The sequence below is a fragment of the Tsukamurella soli genome (assembly GCF_039541155.1).
Classification (GTDB): domain Bacteria; phylum Actinomycetota; class Actinomycetes; order Mycobacteriales; family Mycobacteriaceae; genus Tsukamurella; species Tsukamurella soli.
Genome location: NZ_BAABFR010000186.1, coordinates 1 through 4400 on the forward strand (window position 1 = coordinate 1; position 4400 = coordinate 4400).

A 4400-nucleotide genomic window follows, 5' to 3' on the forward strand; every position below is an offset into this window, starting at 1 on the left:
GGCGGCGGGTGCCGCCGTGTGGTGCGTGGCGGCCGGCCGGCTACCCGCGGGGCGGGCGGCGACGGTGCGCGTGTGGTCTGCGGCCGCGCTCACCGCTGCTGCGACGCTGGTCCTGGCCCGCGGACCGTGGCACGACGAGCACGGCTACCTGGGCCACTCCCCGCTGCCTCAGGGGTTGGCGCTGGCGGGAATCGCGGTGCTGGCCTGGTCGGTGCTGCCCGTCACCGGGTCGGACGGCGGCGGGTCGGACGGCGGGTCGCGGCGCGGACTGTCGGGGCGGCGTGCCGCCTCCCAGCGTGCCAGGGCGGCGCGGAAGGGCTCCTCCACCCAGGAGTAGCTGACCGCCGACACCGCCGCGGCGAACACGACCGTGAGGACCGCGACGTACCCCATACGGCCGTGGAACGGCATGATCCCGAACAGCGGGAAGACGCTGCTCAGGATCACCAGATGCCAGATGAAGACGCCGTACGACCAGCGGCCGAGCGCCTGCATCGGGCCCGAGTCCAACAGCCGCCACCGTCGTCCGCCAGGGCGGGCCGACGGAGGCAGCACCAGCGGCGCCAGGAGCAGGAAGCCGAGCACCCCGCCCAGCAGCATGCGGGTCGCGAACTGCCAGCGCGCCGGGGTGTCGAGCGTGACCGGACCACCGAGCGGCGTCGCGATCACGGCGAACGTCAGGGCCGCGGCGGCCCAGCACAGCCACCGTCGGGCCGCGAACCGGCGGATACGCACGTACCTGTCCGTCGGAGCCACTGCGAGTTCGGCGAGCGCGAGCCCCGCCACGAACCAGGGGACATAGCCGGGGATCCAGTTCATGTAGTTGACGCCCCGGGCCAAGTGCAGCCCGGCGCCCAGCCACGCCCACGACCCCGACACCAGCGCGGCCGCCATCAGCAGCGGGACCCGCAGTCGCGCTCGGGGGCCCCGCAGCCCGGCGAGGAGCACCGCGACCAGCGGCACCAACAGATAGAACTGCATCTCGACCGACAGGCTCCACATCTGGGTGAGTCCCTCGGTCAGCGAGAACGGCACGAAGACCTGCGTCAGCGTGAGGTTCGCCAGCCAGGTCGACGGTGACGCACCACGCGCCTCCGGCAGCACGGCGAGCACCACGACCACCACGACGAGGTACGCGGGAAGGATCCGGACCAGCCGGGAGCGGTAGTAGCGCGCGGCCGACGGCGCGGGAGCGTCGGTCCACGCTGCGCGGGCGTGCGCCCGCCACAGCAGGAACCCGGACAGGCCGAAGAACACCGCCACCGCCATGTCGAACCGCCCCCACACACGGCCGGCGACGGTGTCGTTCACCTGGCCCGTCTGAAACGCGATGTGGGTGAGCATCACGGCGGTCGCGGCGAGCGCGCGCATCCCCTCGAGGGCGGGTACGAAACCCGCCGCACCGGCTGGTACAGCCGGTGCGGGCGGGGCGCCGCCGGCGCGGGCGGCGGGCGTGGAACGCAGTGCTGACATGATCGAGGGCAATCTACCGCGGGATGCTGAGACACCCCACCGATGCGGCCCGTCCCGACCCGCAGTCGGCCGGACGTGTCCGTTCCTCCTGTTAGGCTTTGGCAGCCGATGGACCCGACGTGCTCGGCACGTAGCTGAAGAGGAGAGAATCGATGGCGGTAGGCCGCAGCCGACTGGCGGGCGTTCTCGGACCGATCCTGATCTTTCTCGGCGCACTGCTCATCACCGCCGCCATCGCCACCCCGCTGTACGTCACCGGGCGGCTGAAGACGATCCCGCTGAACCTGGACATCACGTCGGTCGCGACGTCCACCGTGCAGCAGGACAGCAAGGCGTCGGGCCAGTTCCCGTCGCGGCTGCTCGACCAGTGCTCCATCACGAACGGCGCCGCGAAGGCCGTGGTCAACAACGTCTTCCTGACCACGCAGACCCGCACGCTGGTCACCGCGCCGTCCGACAAGAACTCGATGACCGTGCAGTCGGGCATGTCGCTGGTGGTCAACTCGGTGCAGGGCAAGGGCGGACAGGTGACGCACCCGCCGCTGTCGGACACCGGAACCCTGATCAAGGACTGCGGCGACGGCCTCCTGCAGGCGTGGGTCGACCGGGTCACCCTGAATCGGAAGACCGCTGCACCGGACGGCACCACCTCCGAGACGGTGTTCTCCCCCGGCACCGACGCGCCCGCGGTGAAGATCCCCGACCGCAAGGGCTACCAGTACCGCTTCCCGTTCGATACCAGCAAGTCCGGCACCTACTCGTACTACGACCTGAGCACCCGCACGTCGGTGCCGATGAAGTTCGTCGACACCAGGGACGTCGACGGGGTGGACGCGCTGCACTTCGTGGCCGCGAGCCCCGAGGTCGACCTGTCCACGATCCGCGACAGCGGCGACACCGCGCCGCTCGGCAGCACCCTCAACATGTCGGCCGAGTGGTGGGGCATCCCGCACGTCGACCAGAAGGACTTCTTCTCGCTGGACCGCTACGCCCAGACCACCACGGACCTGTGGGTCGACCCCAAGACCGGCACGCTGGTCGATCAGGTCTCGCACCTGCGTCAGTGGTTCGCGTCGCCCAGGCAGACGGCGCCCAACACGCCCGCGGCCGTGAAGAACTTCTCGCTCGAGGTGTTCAACTCGCAGCAGTCGTGGAATCAGGACACCATCGTCTCCCAGGCGCACACCGCGAAGACCGTCGCCAACCAGATCATGCTGGCCAAGCGGGTCGTGCCGATCGTCGGCGGCGTGCTCGGTGTGATCGCGCTGCTCCTCGGCATCGCCGCGGTGCTGCTGTCCCTGCGGGGCGGCTCGCGGCCGGTCGTCGCCGACGGACCGGACGGGCCGGACGCGCCGGAGGGTGACGGCCGGGGCGAGCCCCACGGCGGCCTCGACGACGACTCCGTGACCGAGGCCTTCACCGCGCAGAAGCGACCGGAGCCGGGCACCGGCGACGGCGGTGACAGGGACGCCGACGGCCCGGGCGGCGGGACCGACCAGGACGGCACGACCGATGATGACGGCGGCGACACCGACATCCTGGACCTGACCAAGCGCTAATCGCGGTGCGCGGACAGCAGCCAGGCGGGGATCTGGACGCGCCCGCCACCGTCGACCTGGAACGGTGAGTGCTCCCGGGCCCGCTCCGGCAGGTCCGCGTGGATGAACGCAGGCCGGATCTCGTCCACCGTCCAGTACGGCGCCACGGCGTCGTGCAGCTCGTCGCGGGTGACGGCGTGCGGCCCCGGACCACGCGCCGGGAGCGCCGCGCGGTCGAAGACCAGCGCGAAATACGACGCGCCCGGCGCCGCCGCCCGCCGGATCGACCGCTGATATCCCGCGCGCGCCTCGACGGGGATCGAGTGGAACAGCGTGCTGTCGACGATGGTGCCGAACCGGCCGTCGTAGCCGGTGAAGGACGTGATGTCGGCGACGCCGAAGGTGGCGCCGGTGACGCCGCGCCGCTGTGCCTCCGCGCGCGCGAGATCGATCCCCGTCGGCGACAGGTCGAGGCCGACGACCGTGAATCCCCGCTCGGCCAACACCAGGGAGATCGCGGCCTCGCCGCACCCCGCGTCGAGGACCTCGCCGTGGAACGCGCCGCGCTCGATCAGCGCCGCGAGCTCCGGCTGCGGTTCGCCGATGCTCCACGGGGGCTTGGCGTCGCCGATCTCCCGCCATTGCCCTCTGTATGCGCCGTCGAAGTCCGGTTCACCGGGTTCGTCTCCGCTGGGTTCGTCTCCGCTGGGTTCGGTTACACGGGGTTCGGGTCCGCTGGGTTCTGTCATGACACCGGTCTACCGGAACGAGCGCGGCGGCGACGGCGATCAGGGTAGTCGCCACCGCGCAGGCGGCGGCGACGGTGATCATCCCGCCCACGGTGTGCACGAGCGCCGCGAGCGCGATCACCTCGACGATCAGACCGCACCAGGCGACGCCGGAGATCCGCGCGCGGTGCGCCGCGATCGCGTAGAGCAGCACGCCCTGCAGCGTGGCGAGCGCGCCACCGTCGACGGCGAACAGCCACAGCCAGCGCTGGACCGGCGCGTACGCATGCCCGGCCAGGGCGGTCGCCAGCGGCGCGCACACCGCTGCGCCGGCCGCGCACACGACGGTGAGCGACCCGAGGATCACGAGCACGGACTCGAGCGCCCGACGGGACGCCGCCGGCGACGCCAGCCGCGGATAGAAGACCACACCCACCGCCTGCGGCAGCCAGAACGCCGCCTTGGTCACGACCGCGCCCAGCGCGTACGTGCCCGCGGCCGCGGCGCCGAGGACCGGACGCGCCAGCAGCAGGTCGACGGATGTGAATCCGACCAGGACCAGTTGGATGCCGCTCGCCTGCAGCACCGACCGCGCGCCCGCGCGGTCCGGTGCGCCTGCCCGGCCGGGTACGGCCGCATGCCCGCCGGCGTGTGTCCCGCC

3 protein-coding genes and 1 pseudogene are annotated in these 4400 nt (G+C 72.1%); 1 reads left to right on the top strand and 3 read right to left on the bottom strand.

What is annotated here, in order from left to right:
• Positions 1-168 precede the first annotated feature (168 nt).
• Positions 169-1473, bottom strand: coding sequence for an acyltransferase family protein (locus tag ABD908_RS26640; RefSeq protein ID WP_345001818.1), 1305 nt, complete (start codon positions 1471-1473; stop codon positions 169-171).
• A gap of 152 nt (positions 1474-1625) precedes the next feature.
• Here ABD908_RS26640 and pgfA point away from each other — a divergent pair, with 152 nt between their 5' ends.
• On the top strand, positions 1626-3032 hold the full coding sequence (pgfA, locus tag ABD908_RS26645) for a cell envelope lipid trafficking protein PgfA (protein ID WP_345001819.1): 1407 nt from the start codon (positions 1626-1628) through the stop codon (positions 3030-3032).
• Here pgfA and ABD908_RS26650 read toward each other — a convergent pair.
• Complete coding sequence (locus ABD908_RS26650) at positions 3029-3760, bottom strand: class I SAM-dependent methyltransferase (RefSeq protein WP_345001821.1); 732 nt, start codon at positions 3758-3760, stop codon at positions 3029-3031. The two genes, pgfA and ABD908_RS26650, sit on opposite strands and share 4 nt — an antisense overlap.
• Positions 3684-4400 (bottom strand): annotated as a pseudogene (locus ABD908_RS26655) (hypothetical protein); the annotation flags it as partial. The pseudogene ABD908_RS26655 and the gene ABD908_RS26650, both read right to left, overlap by 77 nt.

Bases quoted from the DNA above. Each gene is read 5' to 3' on its own strand.
- ABD908_RS26640 (WP_345001818.1), bottom strand. From the start codon at position 1,473: ATGTCAGCACTGCGTTCCACGCCCGCCGCCCGCGCCGGCGGCGCCCCG.
- pgfA (WP_345001819.1), top strand. From the start codon at position 1,626: ATGGCGGTAGGCCGCAGCCGACTGGCGGGCGTTCTCGGACCGATCCTG.
- ABD908_RS26650 (WP_345001821.1), bottom strand. From the start codon at position 3,760: ATGACAGAACCCAGCGGACCCGAACCCCGTGTAACCGAACCCAGCGGA.